At 44.4% G+C, this 20,074-nt stretch carries 22 protein-coding genes; 21 read left to right on the forward strand and 1 reads right to left on the reverse strand.

Annotated elements, in window-relative coordinates; translation table 11 throughout:
* Nucleotides 1-79 precede the first annotated feature (79 nt).
* The 11 genes from sdaAB to ftsY all read left to right on the forward strand — a co-directional run bounded on the left by sdaAB (nt 80) and on the right by ftsY (nt 12,967).
* Nucleotides 80-742 carry an L-serine ammonia-lyase, iron-sulfur-dependent subunit beta gene (gene sdaAB / locus M0696_RS08605; protein WP_222142813.1) on the forward strand — a complete coding sequence of 221 codons (663 nt, stop codon included), beginning with the start codon at nt 80-82 and terminating at the stop codon, nt 740-742.
* A gap of 23 nt (nt 743-765) precedes the next feature.
* Complete coding sequence (gene sdaAA, locus M0696_RS08610) at nt 766-1,668, forward strand: L-serine ammonia-lyase, iron-sulfur-dependent, subunit alpha (protein ID WP_166853047.1); 903 nt, start codon at nt 766-768, stop codon at nt 1,666-1,668.
* Entirely contained in the window at nt 1,646-3,694 is a 2,049-nt protein-coding gene (gene recG, locus M0696_RS08615) for an ATP-dependent DNA helicase RecG (protein ID WP_222142814.1), read from the forward strand. The genes sdaAA and recG overlap by 23 nt, the downstream gene beginning before the upstream one ends.
* Before the next feature lie 108 nt (nt 3,695-3,802).
* Nucleotides 3,803-4,369, forward strand: a complete 567-nt coding sequence (gene fapR, locus M0696_RS08620) for a transcription factor FapR (protein ID WP_063335345.1) — start codon at nt 3,803-3,805, stop codon at nt 4,367-4,369.
* Nucleotides 4,370-4,382: 13 nt separating this feature from the next.
* Entirely contained in the window at nt 4,383-5,384 is a 1,002-nt protein-coding gene (plsX, locus tag M0696_RS08625) for a phosphate acyltransferase PlsX (RefSeq protein WP_166853038.1), read from the forward strand.
* Between the two features lie 18 nt (nt 5,385-5,402).
* A complete protein-coding gene (gene fabD / locus M0696_RS08630) occupies nt 5,403-6,356 on the forward strand; it encodes an ACP S-malonyltransferase (RefSeq protein WP_166853035.1) in 954 nt (317 codons plus the stop codon).
* Nucleotides 6,349-7,089, forward strand: coding sequence for a 3-oxoacyl-[acyl-carrier-protein] reductase (fabG, locus tag M0696_RS08635; protein WP_166853032.1), 741 nt, complete (start codon nt 6,349-6,351; stop codon nt 7,087-7,089). Before fabD ends, fabG begins: the two co-directional genes overlap by 8 nt.
* Before the next feature lie 84 nt (nt 7,090-7,173).
* Nucleotides 7,174-7,407, forward strand: coding sequence for an acyl carrier protein (gene acpP / locus M0696_RS08640; protein WP_003154310.1), 234 nt, complete (start codon nt 7,174-7,176; stop codon nt 7,405-7,407).
* A gap of 139 nt (nt 7,408-7,546) precedes the next feature.
* On the forward strand, nt 7,547-8,296 hold the full coding sequence (gene rncS / locus M0696_RS08645) for a ribonuclease III (RefSeq protein WP_014113767.1): 750 nt from the start codon (nt 7,547-7,549) through the stop codon (nt 8,294-8,296).
* 101 nt (nt 8,297-8,397) lie between these two features.
* Nucleotides 8,398-11,958 (forward strand): chromosome segregation protein SMC, encoded by a 3,561-nt coding sequence (gene smc / locus M0696_RS08650; protein ID WP_222142815.1) that lies wholly within the window; start codon nt 8,398-8,400, stop codon nt 11,956-11,958.
* Nucleotides 11,959-11,977: 19 nt separating this feature from the next.
* Entirely contained in the window at nt 11,978-12,967 is a 990-nt protein-coding gene (gene ftsY, locus M0696_RS08655; protein ID WP_222142816.1) for a signal recognition particle-docking protein FtsY, read from the forward strand.
* Nucleotides 12,968-13,002: 35 nt separating this feature from the next.
* Here ftsY and M0696_RS08660 read toward each other — a convergent pair whose 3' ends face one another.
* Entirely contained in the window at nt 13,003-13,488 is a 486-nt protein-coding gene (locus M0696_RS08660; RefSeq protein WP_166853023.1) for an Ig-like domain-containing protein, read from the reverse strand.
* A 178-nt stretch (nt 13,489-13,666) separates the two neighbouring features.
* Between M0696_RS08660 and M0696_RS08665 the strand changes: the two genes are divergently transcribed.
* From M0696_RS08665 to rnhB, 10 genes are all read left to right on the forward strand, one after another.
* Nucleotides 13,667-13,999, forward strand: a complete 333-nt coding sequence (locus tag M0696_RS08665) for a putative DNA-binding protein (protein WP_166853020.1) — start codon at nt 13,667-13,669, stop codon at nt 13,997-13,999.
* 13 nt (nt 14,000-14,012) lie between these two features.
* Complete coding sequence (gene ffh / locus M0696_RS08670; RefSeq protein ID WP_166853017.1) at nt 14,013-15,353, forward strand: signal recognition particle protein; 1,341 nt, start codon at nt 14,013-14,015, stop codon at nt 15,351-15,353.
* A gap of 105 nt (nt 15,354-15,458) precedes the next feature.
* Nucleotides 15,459-15,731 (forward strand): 30S ribosomal protein S16, encoded by a 273-nt coding sequence (rpsP, locus tag M0696_RS08675; RefSeq protein WP_003220815.1) that lies wholly within the window; start codon nt 15,459-15,461, stop codon nt 15,729-15,731.
* Nucleotides 15,731-15,976, forward strand: a complete 246-nt coding sequence (locus M0696_RS08680; protein WP_075746093.1) for a KH domain-containing protein — start codon at nt 15,731-15,733, stop codon at nt 15,974-15,976. The genes rpsP and M0696_RS08680 overlap by 1 nt, the downstream gene beginning before the upstream one ends.
* 121 nt (nt 15,977-16,097) lie before the next feature.
* Nucleotides 16,098-16,484 carry a YlqD family protein gene (locus M0696_RS08685; protein ID WP_222142818.1) on the forward strand — a complete coding sequence of 129 codons (387 nt, stop codon included), beginning with the start codon at nt 16,098-16,100 and terminating at the stop codon, nt 16,482-16,484.
* Between the two features lie 4 nt (nt 16,485-16,488).
* The gene (rimM, locus tag M0696_RS08690; RefSeq protein WP_166853011.1) at nt 16,489-17,013 is read left to right on the forward strand and encodes a ribosome maturation factor RimM; all 525 of its coding nucleotides are present in this window, start codon (nt 16,489-16,491) and stop codon (nt 17,011-17,013) included.
* Nucleotides 17,010-17,741: a tRNA (guanosine(37)-N1)-methyltransferase TrmD gene (gene trmD / locus M0696_RS08695; protein ID WP_166853008.1), complete on the forward strand. Its 732-nt coding sequence runs from the start codon at nt 17,010-17,012 to the stop codon at nt 17,739-17,741. The genes rimM and trmD overlap by 4 nt, the downstream gene beginning before the upstream one ends.
* A 139-nt stretch (nt 17,742-17,880) precedes the next feature.
* On the forward strand, nt 17,881-18,228 hold the full coding sequence (gene rplS / locus M0696_RS08700; protein WP_003220825.1) for a 50S ribosomal protein L19: 348 nt from the start codon (nt 17,881-17,883) through the stop codon (nt 18,226-18,228).
* Between the two features lie 144 nt (nt 18,229-18,372).
* A complete protein-coding gene (gene ylqF / locus M0696_RS08705) occupies nt 18,373-19,221 on the forward strand; it encodes a ribosome biogenesis GTPase YlqF (protein ID WP_222142819.1) in 849 nt (282 codons plus the stop codon).
* A gap of 70 nt (nt 19,222-19,291) precedes the next feature.
* The gene (rnhB, locus tag M0696_RS08710; protein ID WP_222142942.1) at nt 19,292-20,059 is read left to right on the forward strand and encodes a ribonuclease HII; all 768 of its coding nucleotides are present in this window, start codon (nt 19,292-19,294) and stop codon (nt 20,057-20,059) included.
* Nucleotides 20,060-20,074 lie beyond the last annotated feature (15 nt).

Here is a 20,074-nt window from a genome sequence, read left to right on the forward strand (position 1 = left end):
GCCCGCTTGCCATTTTATATATGATCAATTAGTCTAGAAGCAAAGCGCTTATAAGCTCTGGTTCATAAGGAGGAATAGCATGAAATACAGAAGCGTTTTTGATATTATCGGCCCGGTTATGATCGGTCCGTCCAGCTCGCATACCGCGGGAGCGGCGAGAATCGGAAGAGTGGCAAGAAGTTTATTTGGCAGGGAGCCTGAGCGCATCACTGTATCCTTTTACGGCTCTTTTGCGGAAACGTATAAGGGCCATGGCACAGATGTTGCGATTATCGGCGGATTGCTTGATTTTGATACATTCGACGAACGGATTAAAACCGCTATACAAATTGCAGAGGATAAAGGAATTGATATAGAGTTTCGGGTGGAAGACGCTGTCCCGGTCCATCCGAACACAGCCAAAATCACTATCTCCGATGAAAAGGGAGAGCTTGAGCTGACGGGTATTTCGATTGGCGGAGGAAAGATTGAAATCACAGAATTAAATGGTTTTGAACTCCGGCTGTCCGGAAATCATCCGGCCATATTGGTTGTTCATAATGACAAGTTTGGCACAATTGCCGGTGTTGCCAATGTTCTGGCGAAGTTTTCAATCAACGTAGGACATATGGAAGTAGCCCGAAAGGATATCGGCCAGCTTGCTTTGATGACAATAGAAGTCGATCAAAATATTGACGACCACGTTCTCGACGAGCTGTCAAAGCTGCCGAATATTATTCAAGTGACAAAGATTGCTGACTAGCGAAAGGTCAGGAGGAGCCAGTTATGTTTCGTAATGTAAATGAATTAATTGAGATTACTAAAGAAAAGCAAATATCCATCTCTGATGTCATGATCGCGCAAGAGATGGAGGTAACAGAAAAAACAAAAGAAGAGATTTTTCAGCAGATGGATCATAATTTGACTGTTATGGAAGCTGCGGTTCAGAAAGGACTCGAGGGAGTTACGAGCCAAACGGGCTTAACAGGCGGTGACGCCGTTAAATTACAGGCCTACATCCGATCAGGTAAAAGCCTGTCCGGCCCGCTGATTTTAGATGCTGTATCGAAAGCTGTTGCAACAAATGAAGTAAATGCAGCCATGGGAACGATCTGTGCGACACCAACTGCAGGTTCTGCCGGTGTGGTGCCTGGCACGTTATTTGCTGTAAAAGAAAAGCTGAACCCAACAAGAGAACAAATGATCCGCTTTTTATTTACAGCCGGGGCTTTCGGATTTGTTGTGGCTAATAACGCAAGTATTTCCGGTGCCGCCGGGGGCTGTCAGGCAGAGGTTGGATCAGCATCAGGCATGGCTGCTGCGGCGATTGTTGAAATGGCAGGCGGAACACCCGAACAAAGCGCGGAGGCCATGGCCATTACATTAAAAAATATGCTCGGCCTAGTGTGCGATCCTGTTGCGGGGCTTGTTGAAGTACCTTGCGTGAAACGGAATGCAATGGGCGCGTCAAATGCGATGATTGCAGCTGATATGGCATTGGCAGGCATTACAAGCCGCATTCCATGTGATGAGGTTATCGATGCCATGTATAAAATTGGCCAAACGATGCCCACTGCACTTAGAGAAACAGGCCAGGGCGGTTTAGCAGCAACACCGACAGGAAGAGAATTAGAGAAAAAAATTTTCGGAGGAGCGCTAGGTTCAAGTGAAACAACATCAGCAAACTAGTATAGCTAACATTAAGGGTATTGGGCCGGAAACAGAAAAAACATTAAATGAACTCGGTATTTATGACATTTCTGATCTTCTGAATTATTTCCCTTATCGTTATGATGACTACGAGCTGAGGGATTTAGAAGAAGTGAAGCATGATGAAAGAGTCACAGTCGAAGGGAAGGTTCATTCAGAGCCTTCTCTTACCTATTACGGAAAGAAACGAAACAGGCTGACATTTAGGGTTCTTGTCGGCAACTATTTAGTCACAGCTGTATGCTTCAACCGGCCTTATTTGAAGAAAAAGCTTTCTCTGGGCTCTGTTGTGACGGTCTCCGGTAAATGGGACAAGCACCGCCAAACCATCTCTGTTCAGGAGTTAAAAAACGGTCCGCACCAAGAGGATAAGAGTATTGAACCTGTGTATTCTGTGAAAGAAAATGTTACCGTCAAAATGATGAGACGCTTTATTCAGCAGGCGCTGAACCAATATGCAGATTCACTTTCAGATCCTCTGCCGGAAAGGCTAAAAACACGCTATAAGCTGCCAGACTATCAGCAGGCGTTACAAGCAATGCACCAGCCCGAAACAAGAGAAGCGTTAAAGCTTGCCAGACGCCGGTTTGTTTACGAAGAATTTTTGTTGTTTCAGTTGAAAATGCAGGCGTTCCGAAAGGCGGAAAGAGAGCAGACACAAGGGATATGGCAGCGTTTTTCAAACGAAGAACTCATGGGATTTATTAAAAGCCTCCCGTTTCCCCTTACAAACGCCCAGTCGCGCGTGCTCCGCGAAATAACAGCAGACATGTCTTCTCCATACAGAATGAACCGTCTACTTCAAGGGGACGTTGGATCAGGAAAAACGGCAGTTGCCGCCATTGCGCTGTATGCCGCGATCCTATCCGGATACCAGGGAGCGCTCATGGTGCCGACAGAAATTCTGGCCGAACAGCATGCTGATTCGCTCGTTTCACTATTTGAAAAGTGGGATGTCAGCGTCGCCCTTTTGACAAGCTCTGTTAAAGGGAAGCGGCGAAAAGAACTGCTTGAGCGTCTCGCGGCGGGAGAGATTGATATTCTTGTAGGAACTCATGCTTTAATTCAGGATGAGGTGGAGTTTAAGGCGCTGAGTCTTGTCATTACGGATGAACAGCATCGATTTGGAGTTGAGCAGCGTAAAAAGCTTCGGAACAAAGGGCAGGATCCCGATGTTCTCTTTATGACAGCAACTCCAATCCCAAGAACGTTAGCCATCACAGTGTTCGGTGAAATGGATGTATCTGTCATTGATGAAATGCCGGCGGGACGAAAACAAATCGAAACTTATTGGGTAAAGCATGACATGCTGGATCGTATTTTGGCATTTGTCGAAAAAGAATTAAAGCAGGGTAGACAGGCTTACATCATCTGCCCGCTGATTGAAGAATCAGACAAGCTTGATGTGCAAAACGCCATTGACGTGTACAATATGCTTTCTGATATTTTTCGTGGGAAATGGAACGTCGGCCTTATGCACGGAAAGCTGCATTCCGATGAAAAAGATCAGGTCATGAGAGAATTCAGTGCGAATCATTGTCAAATTCTTGTATCAACCACTGTTGTTGAGGTTGGCGTGAATGTTCCGAATGCAACCATTATGGTGATTTATGACGCCGACCGTTTCGGGCTGTCACAGCTTCACCAGCTCCGCGGCCGTGTCGGACGGGGGGAGCATCAATCTTTCTGCATTCTGATGGCCGATCCTAAATCAGAAACAGGGAAAGAACGGATGAGGATCATGTCGGAGACCAATGACGGTTTCGAGCTGTCTGAAAAGGATCTGGAACTGAGAGGTCCCGGTGATTTCTTCGGCAAAAAACAAAGCGGAATGCCTGAATTCAAGGTGGCGGACATGGTTCATGATTACAGGGCACTTGAAACGGCAAGGCAGGATGCTGCGAATCTTGTGGCTTCTGACGCGTTCTGGAAGGAGCCGGAATACGCTGTGTTAAGAGATGAATTGCTGAAGAGCGGAGTAATGGACGGGGAAAAATTAAGCTGAGTATCAGAAGTTTTTGGTGTTCAGCCAGAAACAATCGTTGCATTCCAATCTATGAAATTATATACTACTATTAGTACCTAGTCTTAATTGTCCGGATGGTGTTTAGATATGAGAAGAAATAAGAGAGAACGCCAGGAATTACTTCAGCAGACGATTCAAGCAACCCCCTTTATTACAGATGAAGAATTAGCAAGTAAATTCGGGGTGAGCATCCAGACGATACGTTTGGACCGCTTAGAGCTTTCCATACCGGAGCTGAGAGAAAGAATTAAGAACGTGGCAGAGAAAACACTTGAGGACGAAGTGAAGTCCCTGTCACTTGATGAAGTTATCGGAGAAATTATTGACCTTGAGCTGGATGATCAGGCGATATCCATTTTAGAAATAAAACAGGAGCACGTGTTCAGCCGGAATCAGATTGCGAGAGGACACCATTTATTTGCACAGGCGAATTCTTTGGCCGTTGCAGTCATTGATGACGAGCTGGCGCTGACTGCAAGTGCAGACATCCGCTTTACAAGACAGGTAAAGCAGGGTGAACGTGTCGTAGCAAAAGCGAAAGTGACGGCTGTCGAAAAAGAAAAAGGAAGAACGGTTGTCGAAGTGAACAGCTACGTTGGCGAAGAAATTGTTTTTTCTGGACGCTTTGACATGTATCGTTCAAAACATTCATAAAGGTGGAGCATGCATGAGAATAGCTGTAGATGCAATGGGAGGAGACCACGCTCCCAAAGCTGTTATTGACGGAGTTATAAAAGGTATAGAGGCATTTGATGATCTCCATATCACACTTGTCGGTGACAAAACAACGATAGAATCACATTTAACAACTACATCAGATCGCATCACGGTGCTGCACGCAGATGAAGTGATTGAGCCTACGGATGAACCGGTCCGCGCCGTGCGTAGAAAAAAGAACTCATCTATGGTCCTTATGGCGCAGGAAGTTGCCGAAAACAGAGCTGACGCCTGCATTTCAGCAGGAAATACCGGTGCATTAATGACAGCCGGTCTGTTTATTGTCGGAAGAATTAAAGGGATTGACCGCCCGGCGCTTGCCCCGACACTTCCGACCGTTTCAGGAGACGGATTTCTTCTCCTTGATGTCGGCGCCAATGTCGACGCCAAACCGGAGCACCTCGTTCAATACGCCATCATGGGTTCTGTTTATTCTCAGCAAGTGCGCGGTGTCACTTCACCGAGAGTCGGGCTTTTAAATGTCGGAACAGAAGATAAAAAAGGAAACGAACTGACAAAGCAGACGTTTCAAATATTAAAAGAAACAGCAAACATTCATTTTATCGGAAATGTGGAAGCGCGAGACCTTTTAGATGATGTGGCGGATGTTGTAGTAACAGACGGATTTACCGGGAATGTTACACTCAAAACGCTGGAAGGCTCTGCGTTATCTATTTTTAAAATGATGAGAGAAGTAATGACGTCTAATCTCACATCAAAGCTTGCAGCAGCTGTGCTGAAGCCAAAGTTGAAAGAAATGAAAATGAAAATGGAGTATTCGAATTATGGCGGAGCAAGTCTTTTTGGCTTAAAAGCGCCTGTGATCAAGGCGCACGGCTCATCAGATTCTAATGCTGTATTTCATGCGATTCGGCAAGCGAGAGAGATGGTCAGCCAAAATGTGGCTGCGCTCATTCAGGAAGAAGTTAAAGAAGAAAAAACAGATGAGTAGTCTGGAGGTTTTTACATCATGAGTAAGATTGCATTTTTATTCCCAGGTCAAGGATCACAATTTATCGGCATGGGGAAAGAGCTTTATGAGCAGGTGCCTGCTGCAAAACGTCTGTTTGATGAAGCGGATGAAACATTGGAAACAAAACTTAGCTCCCTGATTTTTGAAGGTGATGCGAAAGAATTAACACTTACATACAATGCACAGCCTGCTTTGCTGACGACAAGCATTGCTGTTCTTGAGAAATTTAAAGAATCTGGTATTACACCTGATTTCACAGCAGGACACAGCCTTGGTGAATATTCCGCACTGGTTGCGTCTGGCGCACTGTCTTTCAAAGATGCTGTTTATACCGTCAGAAAACGCGGAGAGTTTATGAATGAAGCAGTGCCGGCTGGCGAAGGAGCTATGGCTGCGATTCTCGGCATGGACGCTGAAGCATTAAAGCAAGTAACCGATAAAGTCACGGAGGAAGGCCATCTTGTACAGCTTGCAAATCTCAACTGTCCCGGACAAATCGTTATTTCCGGAACAGCTAAAGGTGTAGAGCTTGCATCTGAACAGGCAAAAGAGAACGGTGCAAAACGCGCCATTCCGCTTGAAGTAAGCGGTCCGTTCCATTCCGAACTGATGAAGCCTGCTGCGGAAAAGCTGAAAGAAGTATTGGACTCCTGTGACATAAAAGACGCTGGCGTTCCGGTCATCTCAAATGTTTCTGCCGATGTCATGACTGATAAAGCTGAAATTAAAGAGAAACTCATTGAGCAGCTCTACTCTCCGGTTCGTTTTGAGGAAAGCATTAACAAGCTGATTGCAGAGGGTGTTACGACTTTTATTGAAATCGGCCCCGGAAAAGTGCTTTCAGGCCTTGTGAAAAAAGTGAATAGACGGTTAAAAACAATTGCTGTATCAGATCCGGAAACGATCGAACTGGCAATTCAAACGCTTAAGGAGGAGAATGATAATGCTTAATGACAAAACGGCTATTGTCACTGGCGCATCCCGCGGAATCGGCCGCTCAATCGCCCTTGACCTGGCAAAAAGCGGCGCCGATGTTGTCGTGAACTACTCCGGCAATGAAGCGAAAGCAAATGAAGTGGTAGATGAAATCAAATCAATGGGCAGAAAAGCAATTGCTGTCAAAGCGGATGTATCAAATCCCGAAGATGTACAAAACATGATAAAAGAAACGCTTTCTGTTTTTTCTACGATTGATATTTTAGTTAATAATGCCGGAATTACAAGAGACAATCTCATCATGAGAATGAAGGAAGATGAATGGGATGATGTCATTAACATTAACCTGAAGGGTGTTTTCAACTGCACGAAAGCTGTTACAAGACAGATGATGAAACAGCGTTCAGGCCGGATTATTAACGTATCGTCTATCGTCGGCGTCAGCGGAAATCCTGGACAAGCCAACTACGTGGCTGCAAAAGCCGGCGTGATCGGTTTAACAAAATCTTCTGCTAAAGAGCTTGCAAGCCGCAATATTACGGTAAATGCGATTGCGCCTGGATTTATCTCCACTGATATGACAGATAAGCTTACAAAAGACGTTCAAGACGAAATGCTGAAACAAATTCCGCTCGCGCGCTTTGGCGAACCTGGCGACGTCAGCAGCGTTGTCACGTTCCTTGCTTCTGAGGGAGCTCGTTACATGACTGGCCAAACGCTTCATATTGACGGCGGAATGGTGATGTAAGTTTTTTTCTCAAAAATTTCATCATAGTTTCTCTAGTTTTTTAAAAACGAATCCACTATAATACTTGAGGGGAGGTGAATTGCTATGGCAGACACATTAGAGCGTGTAACGAAAATCATCGTAGATCGCCTTGGCGTTGATGAAGCAGACGTCAAACTTGAAGCTTCTTTCAAGGAAGACTTAGGTGCTGATTCCCTAGATGTAGTTGAGCTTGTTATGGAACTTGAAGACGAGTTTGATATGGAAATTTCTGACGAAGATGCTGAAAAGATTGCAACAGTCGGCGACGCTGTGAACTACATACAAAACCAGCAATAAGCTGATGCTAAAAGTCCCGCCGAAACGCGGGGCTTTAGCCCTTTATTCGTGCAGTTACTACAGCATGCCGCTTTTACGCGCGCTGTATCCGGTTTAGTCAGAGAAGCGCGGTGAACCTGATGTGCCTATGGAGGTTACTATGTCAAAACACTCACATTATAAAGATAAAAAAAAGTTCTATAAAAAAGTAGAACAGTTTAAAGAGTTTCAAGAACGGATTTCGGTTCACTTTCAAAATGAAAAGCTTTTGTATCAAGCATTTACACATTCATCTTATGTGAATGAGCATCGGAAAAAGCCGTATGAGGATAATGAAAGGCTTGAATTTTTAGGTGACGCTGTTTTGGAACTGACGATCTCCAGATTCTTATTTGCCAAGTACCCGGCTATGAGTGAAGGAGATTTGACGAAGCTGAGAGCCGCGATTGTATGCGAGCCGTCTCTCGTTTCATTGGCTCACGAACTGTCATTCGGCGACCTTGTCCTGTTGGGTAAAGGTGAGGAAATGACAGGCGGAAGAAAGCGTCCCGCACTATTGGCGGATGTTTTTGAGGCATTTATCGGAGCCTTGTATCTTGACCAGGGGTTAGAGCCGGTCGAAAGTTTCTTAAAAGTCTATGTGTTCCCTAAAATTAACGATGGTGCTTTTTCTCATGTGATGGATTTCAAAAGCCAGCTGCAGGAATATGTGCAGCGGGACGGCAAAGGCTCTTTGGAGTATAAAATCTCCAACGAAAAAGGACCTGCGCACAACCGTGAATTTGAAGCCATCGTATCTCTAAAAGGTGAACCACTCGGAGTCGGAAACGGCCGTTCAAAGAAAGAAGCCGAACAGCACGCTGCTCAGGAAGCTTTAGCTAAATTGCAAAAACACCATACGAGACAATAAAATCCCCCTGAATCATAAGGGGGATTTCAGTATGTATGCCGTCTTATTTTATTCATGTTTTATGATAGAATTGAAATACTTATTACATAAGGAGGATCGCTATGTTCCTCAAACGTTTAGACGTTATAGGATTTAAATCATTTGCAGAACGGATTTCCGTAGACTTCGTTAAAGGCGTGACAGCGGTTGTCGGCCCAAACGGAAGCGGAAAAAGCAACATCACAGATGCCATTCGCTGGGTTCTCGGAGAACAATCGGCACGGTCTCTTCGCGGCGGAAAAATGGAAGACATCATTTTTGCCGGCAGCGATTCGAGAAAGCGATTAAATCTAGCTGAAGTTACGCTTACTCTTGATAATGATGATCATTTCTTGCCGATTGACTTCCATGAGGTCAGTGTCACAAGACGTGTGTACAGATCAGGCGAGAGTGAGTTTCTGATTAACAATCAGCCGTGCCGCTTAAAAGATATTATTGATTTATTTATGGACTCTGGCTTGGGTAAAGAAGCATTTTCTATTATCAGCCAAGGGAAAGTGGAAGAGATCCTTAGCAGCAAAGCGGAGGATCGCCGCAGTATCTTTGAAGAAGCAGCCGGGGTGCTTAAATATAAAACGAGAAAGAAAAAAGCAGAAAATAAACTGTTTGAGACACAGGACAATTTAAACCGGGTAGAAGATATATTACATGAACTCGAGGGACAGGTTGAACCTCTTAAAATTCAAGCATCAATCGCGAAAGACTATTTGGAGAAAAAGAAAGAGCTGGAGCATGTTGAAATTGCGTTGACGGCCTATGATATCGAAGAGCTGCATGGTAAATGGTCAACTCTTAAAGAGAAAGTACAGCTCGCAAAGGAAGAAGAGCTTGCTGAATCGTCTGCGATTTCTGCGAAAGAAGCAAAGATTGAGGATACGCGAGACAAAATTCATGCGCTTGATGAATCAGTAAATGAGCTCCAGCAAGTCTTGTTGGTGACGAGTGAAGAGCTGGAAAAGCTTGAAGGCCGTAAAGAAGTCCTGAAAGAGCGCAAGAAAAACGCTGTGCAAAACCAAGAACAGCTTGAAGAAGCTATCGTTCAGTTTCAGCAAAAGGAAACGGTGCTGAAACAAGAGCTCGCTAAGCAGGAAGCTGTCTTCGAAACGCTTCAGGCAGAGGTGAGACAGTTAAGGGCTCAGGCAAAAGAAAAGCAGCAGGTTCTCAGTCTTCATAATGAAAATGTCGAAGAGAAAATCGAGCAGCTGAAAAGCGATTACTTTGAGCTGTTGAACAGTCAGGCTTCGATTCGCAATGAGCTTCAGCTGCTGGATGACCAGATGTCCCAATCGGCTGTTGTATTGCAGAGGCTTGCGGACAACAATGAAAAGCATCTTCAGGAACGGCGCGATATTTCTGCGCGAAAAGCTACATGTGAAACGGAGTTTGCCCGAATTGAGCAGGAGATTCACAGCCAAGTGGGCGCATACCGTGATATGCTGACAAAATATGAGCAGAAAAAGCGACAATATGAAAAAAATGAATCCGCTCTGTATCAGGCGTACCAATACGTTCAGCAAGCGAGATCGAAAAAGGACATGCTTGAGACGATGCAGGGGGATTTCTCCGGCTTTTATCAAGGTGTTAAAGAAGTGCTGAAAGCGAAAGAGCGCCTTGGTGGGATTCGCGGAGCGGTCCTTGAGCTGATTTCAACAGAACAGAAGTATGAAACGGCCATTGAAATTGCGCTCGGCGCTTCTGCCCAGCATGTTGTGACCGACGATGAACAGTCTGCCCGCAAAGCGATTCAATATTTAAAACAGAATTCCTTCGGCCGAGCGACGTTTTTGCCTCTATCAGTTATTAGAGACCGCCAGCTTCAAAGCCGGGACGCGGAAACAGCAGCCCAGCACTCGTCATTTCTAGGGGTTGCCAGTGAACTTGTCACATTTGATCCTGCGTATCGGCGCATCATCCAGAACCTTCTGGGAACCGTGTTGATCACAGAGGATTTAAAGGGAGCAAACGAACTAGCGAAGCTTCTCGGGCATCGGTACCGCATCGTAACCCTTGAGGGAGATGTCGTGAATCCGGGGGGATCAATGACGGGCGGCGCGGTTAAAAAGAAAAATAACTCGCTGCTAGGAAGAAGCAGGGAGCTTGAAGATGTGACGAAACGGCTCGCTGAAATGGAAGAGAAAACAGCACTGCTTGAACAAGAAGTCAAAACCCTTAAGCATTCCATTCAGGATATGGAGAAAAAACTGGCTGACTTAAGAGAGACCGGGGAAGGTTTAAGATTAAAGCAACAGGATGTAAAAGGCCAGCTGTACGAACTTCAAGTTGCTGAGAAAAATATCAACACCCATTTAGAGCTCTATGATCAAGAAAAATCTGCTCTGGCAGAAAGCGATGAAGAGAAGAAAACGCGCAAACGCAAGCTGGAAGAAGAACTTTCCGCTGTATCAGAAAAGATGAAACTGCTTGAAGAGGATATTGACAGACTAACGAAACAAAAACAAACACAATCTTCAACAAAAGAGTCTCTCTCCAACGAGCTGACTGAGCTGAAAATCACTGCTGCCAAAAAAGAGCAGGCATGTAAGGGTGAAGAGGACAACCTTGCTAGATTAAAAAAAGAGCTCACAGAAACAGAGTTTGCGTTAAAAGAAGCGAAAGAGGACTTAAGCTTCTTAACGTCAGAGATGTCATCAAGCACCAGCGGTGAAGAAAAGCTTGAAGAAGCCGCAAAACATAAATTGAATGACAAAACGAAAACAATCGAACTGATTGCGTTAAGACGCGATCAGCGTATCAAACTTCAGCATGGGCTTGATACATATGAGCGTGAGCTGAAAGAAATGAAACGCCTGTATAAACAAAAAACAACGCTCTTAAAAGACGAAGAAGTCAAACTCGGCCGGATGGAAGTTGAGCTCGATAATTTACTCCAGTACTTGCGGGAGGAATACAGCCTGTCCTTTGAGGGGGCAAAAGAGAAATATCAGCTTGAAACTGATCCAGAGGAAGCCAGAAAGCGCGTGAAGCTGATTAAGCTCGCAATCGAAGAGCTGGGCACCGTAAACCTCGGAAGCATAGATGAGTTTGAGAGGGTCAACGAACGGTATAAGTTTCTGTCAGAGCAAAAAGAAGATTTGACAGAAGCGAAAAATACCCTGTTCCAAGTGATTGAAGAAATGGATGAAGAAATGACGAAACGCTTTAATGACACATTCGTCCAAATCCGTTCACACTTTGATCAAGTCTTCCGCTCCTTATTCGGAGGAGGGCGAGCTGAACTGAGGCTCACCGATCCTAATGATCTGCTTCACTCAGGAGTCGAGATTATCGCACAGCCGCCGGGGAAAAAACTGCAAAACTTAAATCTTCTGTCAGGAGGAGAGCGTGCGCTTACTGCTATAGCGCTCTTATTCTCAATCTTAAAGGTTCGTCCTGTGCCGTTTTGCGTCCTTGACGAAGTAGAGGCTGCGCTTGATGAAGCGAATGTGTTCCGATTTGCGCAGTATTTAAAAAAATACAGCAGCGATACCCAGTTTATCGTGATTACCCACAGAAAAGGGACAATGGAGGAAGCGGATGTGCTATACGGTGTAACAATGCAGGAATCCGGTGTTTCCAAGGTAATCTCAGTTAAGCTGGAAGAAACAAAAGAATTCGTTCAGTAACGAGGAAAGAGGTTAAAAGATGAGCTTTTTTAAAAAATTAAAAGAGAAAATCACAAAACAGACAGATTCCGTATCTGAAAAGTTTAAGGATGGCCTTGAAAAAACAAGAAACTCCTTTCAAAACAAAGTGAATGATCTTGTATCCCGTTACCGTAAAGTGGATGAGGATTTCTTCGAAGAGCTTGAAGAGGTTCTCATCAGCGCGGATGTCGGTTTTACAACCGTTATGGAATTAATAGATGAGCTGAAAAAAGAAGTGAAACGCAGAAATATTCAAGATCCGATGGAAGTCCAGTCTGTTATTTCTGAGAAACTGGTCGAGATTTATAACAGCGGAGATGAGCAAATTTCTGAGTTGAACATTCAGGATGGGCGTTTAAATGTAATCCTTTTGGTAGGTGTAAACGGAGTCGGCAAAACGACAACAATCGGAAAGCTTGCTCATAAATTGAAGCAAGAAGGAAAATCTGTTGTTCTTGCTGCCGGAGACACATTTAGAGCGGGAGCCATTGAACAGTTGGAAGTATGGGGAGAGCGTACGGGAGTGCCTGTCATTAAGCAGGCGGCCGGAAGCGATCCTGCGGCTGTCATCTACGATGCTGTACATGCTGCAAAAGCTAGAAATGCCGATGTATTAATCTGTGATACGGCAGGGCGTCTCCAAAACAAAGTAAACCTGATGAAAGAGCTTGAAAAAGTGAAGCGCGTTATCGAAAGAGAAGTGTCTGAAGCGCCGCATGAGGTGCTGCTTGCCCTTGATGCCACAACCGGCCAAAACGCAATGGCGCAGGCGAAAGAGTTCTCTAAAGCAACAAACGTTACTGGCATTGCATTAACAAAACTTGATGGTACGGCAAAAGGCGGTATCGTCCTCGCGATCCGCAACGAACTTCAAATCCCGGTTAAATTAGTCGGGTTAGGTGAAAAAGTTGATGATCTCCAGGAATTTAATGCTGAATCGTATGTATACGGCCTCTTTTCAGATTTAGTGGAAAAAGCCGACGATTAAGAAAAGGCCCTCGCATTTGGGGGCCTTTTTCTTTTTTATCTTCTCACTTGATAGGCGAAATGATAAAGGCTGTTATCAGTGGATACCAGTCTTGAATCTCCTGAATAAACTCTGAATGGGATGATGTCATAGTAATGAACGGAAACAGATGTGTAATATGTGTAGTACCCAGCAGCCGGCCCCAAATACATTGGAACCTCAAACGTTCCGTTTACATCGGTTGTTCCTGAAGCTGTTTGTGTTGTATTTCCGACTTTCGTATCTGCTTCAAATCGTACTGGAGCGTTCGGCACCGGCTGTCCGTTTTGGTCGAGTAATTTTCCGCTTATTGTAATATTGTACTTGACTCGCCAAAATTGGCCTTGGCCGTAATTGATTTTACCGTAAACCCCTCCATCTGTGCTGATATTTGTGATTGAAGCCTTATAAGGCGCTTCAGCAGCGTCTGCTTGTTCTGCCGGGGCAATGATTGTAAACACGGCTGCCAGGCACAACATAAACAATAAACTGATTTTTTTCATAAAATATCCTCCTTTAAATAGGGTTCATATACAACATCGGAATAAATCGGATTATATTTAACGTATTTTGGAAAAAAGTAATCGCTGCTTTGACAAGATAAAAACTTGACAGTCTCAATAAAACCGTGTAAACTAAGTTATCGTAAAGGGATTTGACTTAACAAAGGGGAGAGCTCAAATGTCACTCGAAAAGACAACGAGAATGAACTATCTGTTTGATTTTTATCAGTCGTTGTTGACGTCAAAACAGAAGAGCTATATGTCGCTTTATTATTTGGACGATTTCTCCCTAGGCGAAATAGCCGAAGAATATGAGGTTTCAAGACAAGCTGTTTATGATAACATCAAACGAACAGAAGCGATGCTTGAACAATATGAAGAAAAGCTGCTCCTTTTGAAAAAGTTTCAGGAGCGTAAAGAGATGTTTAATAAGCTGAAGGAGCTTGCTTCCGGTTCAAACGAAGAGGAAGAAATTACAGCTCTGATTGAAGCGCTTGAGAAATTAGATTAGGAGGCGGCAAACTATGGCATTTGAAGGATTAGCCGACCGACTGCAGCAGACGATTTCTAAAATCCGCGGAAAAGGGAAAGTCAGCGAACAAGATGTAAAAGATATGATGCGTGAGGTTCGTCTTGCGCTGCTTGAGGCTGACGTTAACTTTAAAGTAGTCAAGGATTTTGTCAAAAAAGTAAGTGAACGCGCTATCGGCCAAGACGTCATGAAAAGCCTGACGCCTGGCCAGCAGGTCATTAAAGTTGTTAAAGAGGAACTGACTGAGCTGATGGGCGGCGAAGAGAGCAAAATCGCCGTCGCAAAAAAGCCGCCGACTGTTATTATGATGGTCGGTCTCCAGGGTGCCGGTAAAACGACAACAAGCGGTAAGCTGGCGAATCTGCTGCGCAAAAAGCATAATCGCAAACCGATGCTGGTTGCTGCCGATATTTACCGTCCGGCTGCGATTAAGCAGCTGGAAACGCTCGGCAAACAGCTTGACATGCCTGTTTTCTCTCTTGGTGATCAGGTCAGTCCTGTAGAAATAGCTAAACAGGCTATTGAAAAAGCCAAGGAAGAACATTATGATTATGTCATTTTGGATACGGCAGGCCGCTTGCATATTGACCATGAACTGATGGATGAACTGACCAACGTGAAAGAAATCGCGAATCCGGAAGAAATCTTCCTGGTTGTCGATTCAATGACCGGTCAGGACGCTGTAAATGTTGCCAAAAGCTTTAATGAACAGCTCGGTTTGACCGGTGTTGTCTTAACTAAGCTTGATGGAGACACACGCGGCGGTGCTGCGCTTTCTATTCGCGCAGTCACAAACACGCCGATTAAGTTCGCTGGTTTAGGCGAAAAACTTGATGCATTAGAATCGTTCCATCCTGAACGCATGGCATCAAGGATTCTCGGCATGGGCGACGTGCTGACATTGATTGAAAAAGCACAGGCCAGCGTCGATGAAGACAAAGCCAAAGAGCTGGAACAAAAAATGAGAACGATGAGCTTCACATTGGACGATTTTCTGGAGCAGCTCGGGCAGGTCAGAAACATGGGGCCGCTTGATGAGCTACTGCAGATGATGCCGGGTGCAGGTAAAATGAAAGGCTTGAAAAACATCCAAGTTGATGAAAAGCAGCTGAATCATGTGGAAGCGATTATCAAATCAATGACTGTTCTTGAAAAAGAACAGCCTGAGGTGATCAATGCCAGCCGGCGGAAGCGGATTGCAAAAGGAAGCGGGACATCCGTGCAGGAAGTCAACCGTCTGCTTAAGCAGTTTGACGAAATGAAAAAAATGATGAAGCAGATGACAAACATGTCAAAAGGTAAGAAAAAAGGGTTTAAGCTACCTTTTATGTAATCGGTTATACATGATAAAACCGTTGTTAAGAAAAAACACTTTACAAACACTTTTATCATTGTTAATATACTATCTTGTTGAAATATTTTCGGAGGTGCTAGTAAAATGGCAGTAAAAATTCGTTTAAAACGTATGGGAGCAAAAAAATCTCCTTTCTATCGTATTGTTGTAGCAGATTCTCGTTCACCACGTGACGGCCGTTTCATCGAAACAGTCGGAACTTACAACCCGGTTGCAAAACCAGCGGAAGTAAAAATCGACGAAGAGCTTGCTCTTAAATGGCTTCAAACTGGAGCGAAACCATCTGATACAGTTCGCAACTTGTTCTCTAGCCAAGGAATCATGGAAAAATTCCACAACGCTAAACAAGGCAAGTAATGACCGATCAACACTTGGAAGATTTGATTGTCCAAATTGTGACGCCGCTTGTTGATCATCCAGATGACATTCGCGTCATAAGAGAAGAAACCGATCAAAAGATTGCGCTGCGCTTATCTGTCCATAAGTCAGATACCGGTAAAGTTATCGGAAAGCAAGGCCGGACTGCAAAAGCGATTCGAACAGCTGTATTTGCAGCTGGCGCACAGTCTTCTAAGAAAGTTCAATTTGAGATATTTGACTAAAAGGGAGAGGGCCGGCACCTCCCCTTTTTTTACACGCAAAAAAAGGGTAAACTGATAGAAGCTTAGGCAAAATAAAAAAGCCCTGAGCCAAAAAAGTTTTAAAAGCGGGGAGCTTGGTGCGATGCAAATTATTCACCGTGTAGCCGTTATGCAAGTCTTAACCGAGCGCAGCAAAGAAAAGCTTTTAGCTTCATTTGCCAAAAAGAAACAAATGCTTGAACGAGAATGCAGCCAGCTCTATTTTCAGCTTAGAAAACATGAGAAAGAACAGCAAAACCCAGATATGATTGAACAATTTAAAAAGGCAATAGAAAAGCGAAAAGATAACATAAAAATAATCGATTTTCAAATTGCTCAAGTACATACATTGCCGCTTGGCAGTGAGATGAAAGAAAAGGAAGTCGATGCGCTGCTGACGATTGAAGCCGGTGATGACTGGCATGAGAAAACAGCAGCAAACACCATCGTCATAAAAGACGGAAAAGTAATTGAAATTCGCCAGAGGTGATTATATGACAAAGCGATGGTTTAATGTAGGTAAAATCGTAAATACCCACGGAATTAAAGGCGAAGTGCGGGTGATCTCGAAAACAGATTTTGCCGAGGAACGGTACAAGCCGGGCAACACGCTTTATTTGTTTATAGACGGCCGTAACGAACCAGTAGAAGTAACGGTTAACACGCACAGACTGCATAAGCAATTTCATCTGCTGCAGTTTAAAGAAAGACCAAGCCTGAATGAAGTAGAAGAACTGAAAAACGCAATCATTAAAGTTCCTGAAGAAGATTTAGGAGAGCTGAATGAGGGAGAATTTTATTTCCACGAAATCATTGGGTGCGAAGTATTTACCGAAGACGGCGAACTAATCGGAAAGATCAAGGAAATTTTGACGCCGGGAGCTAACGACGTATGGGTCATCGGCCGAAAAGGGAAAAAAGACGCGCTAATTCCTTACATTGAATCGGTGGTCAAACATATCGATGTCAGCGGAAAGAAAATTGAGATTGAACTCATGGAAGGATTAATAGACGAATGAAAATCGACTTTTTGACGCTGTTTCCCGAAATGTTCGAAGGTGTGCTTGGTTCATCAATTCTTCAAAAAGCCCAGGACAAAGATGCGGTGCAGTTTCAGGTCGTAAATTTCCGGGAGTATTCTGATAACAAGCACAATACTGTTGATGATTATCCTTATGGCGGCGGCGCTGGCATGGTTCTCAAGCCTCAGCCTGTTTTTGACGCTGTCGATGACCTGACATCAAAGGCAGCAGCTGCTCCGCGTATTATCCTCGTATGCCCGCAAGGTGAGCGTTTTACCCAAAAAAAAGCCGAACAATTAGCGAAGGAAGAGCATTTGCTGTTCATTTGCGGCCACTATGAAGGCTATGATGAACGTATTCGCGAGCATCTGGTGACGGATGAAATATCCATTGGTGATTTTGTTCTGACGGGCGGTGAGCTTCCTGCCATGATGATTGCAGACAGTGTGGTCAGACTGCTTCCGGGTGTGCTGGGCAAAGAAGCTTCCCATATTGAGGATTCATTCAGCACCGGTCTTTTAGAACACCCGCATTATACAAGACCGGCAGATTACAAAGGTCTAAAAGTGCCTGAAACACTTCTATCAGGAAACCATGCAAAAATCGAAGAATGGCGGAATAAAGAATCGATCAGAAGGACCTATGTAAGGCGTCCGGATCTTTTGAAAGACTACCCGCTTACAGAGCAGCAAAGAAAATGGATTTCTGAATGGGAAAAAGAATAGATTTTATTGCATAGCCTATGAAATTGTGATAAGATACTACTTGTGGCTTAAGCGGGCTTATCCGCTGCAAGCTTGAAAACGATGTTCCGCTGTGCCGGGTTTTGTGGTCAAGAGCATCTGTTGGAAGGAGTTGAAAACGATGCAAAAACTAATTGAAGATATCACAAAAGAACAGCTTCGTACTGATCTTCCTGCGTTCCGTCCTGGTGACACTTTACGTGTACACGTTAAAGTTGTTGAGGGTAACCGTGAGCGTATCCAGATCTTTGAAGGTGTTGTGATTAAGCGTCGTGGTGGTGGAATCAGCGAAACGTTCACAGTTCGTAAGATTTCTTACGGTGTTGGCGTTGAACGTACTTTCCCTGTACACACACCAAAAATCGCGAAAATCGAAGTTGTACGTTACGGTAAAGTACGCCGTGCTAAGCTTTACTACCTGCGTGAACTTCGCGGAAAAGCGGCTCGTATTAAAGAGATCAGACGATAATGATAACGAACGAAAAGAGCTTGTTACCTGTAACAAGCTCTTTTTTTATACAGAATTTGAAAATGCCGGACAGGCATCGTAAAATACATAAAGGACAACAAAGAATCATGTATACTGAAGAGATAAAGGCGGTGTTCGTGTCACATGACAATTCAATGGTTCCCGGGCCATATGGCAAAGGCAAGAAGGGAAGTAACCGAAAAATTAAAATTAATCGATATTGTATATGAATTGGTAGATGCCAGAATTCCAATGTCATCAAGAAACCCAATGATTGAAGATATTCTAAAAAACAAGCCACGAATTATGCTGTTAAACAAGGCTGACAAAGCAGATGCGTCAGTTACACAGCAGTGGAAAGAGCATTTTGAGAACCAGGGGATCCGCTCCCTGTCCATTAATTCTGTAAACGGACAAGGCTTAAATCAAATTGTGCCGGCATCAAAAGAGATCCTTCAAGAAAAATTTGACCGGATGAGGGCAAAAGGTGTGAAGCCGAGAGCAATTCGCGCTTTGATTATTGGCATTCCAAACGTAGGAAAATCAACGCTTATCAACCGGCTGGCAAAGAAAAACATAGCAAAAACGGGAGACAGACCTGGTATTACGACATCACAGCAGTGGGTCAAAGTTGGAAAAGAATTAGAGCTATTAGATACACCCGGGATTTTATGGCCTAAATTTGAGGATGAGCTTGTCGGCTTAAGGCTGGCCGTCACCGGGGCTATTAAAGACTCGATTATTAACCTGCAGGATGTGGCCGTGTTTGGCCTTCGTTTTCTCGAAGAACATTATCCTGAACGGCTGAAAGAGCGTTACGGCCTTGATGAGATCCCAGAGGACATTGCAGAGCTGTTTGATGCTATAGGTGAAAAGCGCGGCTGTCTCATGAGCGGAGGGCTCATTAACTACGATAAAACGACTGAGGTCATCATTCGCGATATCCGCACTGAAAAGTTCGGCAGGCTGTCATTTGAACAGCCGACTATCTAAAGGCGCGCAGAAATGCGGGTCTTTATTTATTCAGGACCGAACCGATACATACAGTAAGGGAGAAGAGAAAGTGAATACATTAACCGTAAAGGACATTAAAGACCGTTTACAGAGAGTGAAGGATGAGCAAGACCCATTCCTTGCCCAATGCGAAAACGACCCCAGAAAAAGCGTTCAAACGCTTGTAGAGCAGTGGCTTAAAAGGCAGGCGAAAGAAAAAGCGCTGAAAGAACAATGGGTGAATATGACTTCCTATGAAAGGCTGGCAAGAAACAAAGGATTTCGCTTTATAGCAGGTGTTGACGAGGTCGGCCGGGGGCCGCTGGCAGGACCCGTTGTCGCCAGCGCAGTCATCCTTCCAGAGGAATGTGAAATACTTGGGCTGACAGACTCCAAAAAGCTTTCCGAAAAAAAGCGTGAGGAATATTACGAGCTTATTATGAAAGAAGCACTGTCGGTCGGGATAGGAATTGTAGAAGCTTCTGTCATTGATGAAATCAATATATATGAAGCTTCAAGGATGGCAATGGTGAAAGCGATACACGATTTGTCAGATACACCTGATTATTTGCTTGTTGACGCAATGACGCTGCCGCTCGAAACGGAGCAGTCGTCAATTATAAAAGGCGATGCCAAAAGCGTGTCTATTGCTGCAGGTGCGTGTATCGCGAAAGTGACGAGAGATCGGATGATGAGCGCTTATGCCGAAACATACCCCATGTACGGCTTTGAAAAAAATAAAGGCTATGGGACAAAAGAGCATCTGGAAGCTCTCGCCGCATACGGCCCAACTGAATTGCACCGCAAAACTTTCGCTCCTGTTCAATCCTTCAGATAAACCGATGGACAAGGA

Origin of the sequence: Bacillus rugosus (assembly GCF_023238245.1) — a bacterium.
In the GTDB taxonomy this organism is placed as follows: domain Bacteria; phylum Bacillota; class Bacilli; order Bacillales; family Bacillaceae; genus Bacillus; species Bacillus rugosus.